The sequence below is a fragment of the Vibrio sp. 10N.222.49.C12 genome, assembly GCF_041475025.1.
In the GTDB taxonomy this organism is placed as follows: Bacteria; Pseudomonadota; Gammaproteobacteria; order Enterobacterales; family Vibrionaceae; genus Vibrio; species Vibrio crassostreae_C.
Genome location: NZ_JBFRVF010000054.1, coordinates 1 through 1,101, shown reverse-complemented (window position 1 = coordinate 1,101; position 1,101 = coordinate 1). Strand labels below are relative to the sequence as shown.

Below are 1,101 nucleotides of genomic sequence, written 5' to 3'. Positions count from 1 at the left end.
TCGTTAGTACCGTTAATCGTTACCTTGATGGTCGAGGGTGTGCCATCAACAGACGACACCGTGAAGGTCTCTTCGATCTTGTCGCCGATATTTAACTGATTAAACGCGCTGTTGGCAGTGAAGACCCAATGACCATTAGCATCAATAGTCAGGTCACCGTTGGTGCCTGAAATAGAATCCGGTGTGAATGCATTGTCTGGATTATCGATGTCGGTGCTGGTTAGTGTACCTGACGTGGTCGCCGCTTTGTCGGTTTCATCAATAGCGACGCTAGCGCTGCTAACCGTAGCTTTATCGTTGGTTCCGTTGATCGTAACTTTGATTGTTGATGGGGTACCATCGATGGAAGAGACAGTGAACGTCTCTTCGACTTTATCGCCAACGTTTAATTGATTGAATGCGCTGTTGGCGGTGAAGACCCAATGACCATTAGCATCAATAGTCAGGTCACCGTTGGAGCCTGAAATAGAATCCGGCTGAAAAGCATTGTCTGGGTTATCTACGTCGGTACTGGTGAGGGTACCTGATGTCGTTACTGCTTTGTCAGTTTCATCGATGGCAACGGTCGCGCTACTGACAGTAGCGGCGTCGTTAGTGCCGTTAATCGTCACTTTGATCGTTGACGCTGTGCCATCAATAGACGAGACAGTGAAGGTCTCTTCGATCTTGTCGCCGACATTCAATTGATTAAACGCGCTGTTAGCGGTGAATACCCAGTGGCCATTGGCATCAATGGTTAGATTGCCATGTGTACCAGTGAGCGAACTTGGTGTGAAGGTGTTATCCGGGTTATCCAAATCCGTACTGGTTAGCGTGCCTGATGTCGTTACCGCTTTGTCGGTTTCATTGATGGCAACGGTTGCGCTGCTGACAGTAGCGGCGTCGTTAGTGCCGTTAATCGTCACTTTGATCGTCGAGGGTGTGCCATCAATAGACGACACCGTGAAGGTTTCTTCAACTTTATCGCCGACGTTTAGTTGATTAAACGCGCTGTTGGCGGTGAACACCCAATGACCATTAGCATCGATAGTCAGGTCACCGTTGGTACCGGAAATGGAATCGGGTGTGAAGGTATTATCTGGATTATCCACGTCAGTACTG

The 1,101-nt window shown here is 48.6% G+C and carries 1 protein-coding gene; it reads right to left on the bottom strand.

Annotated elements, in window-relative coordinates:
* On the bottom strand, positions 1-1,101 hold a 1,101-nt coding region (locus AB4583_RS16010; RefSeq protein ID WP_372118268.1), incomplete at both ends, for a VCBS domain-containing protein.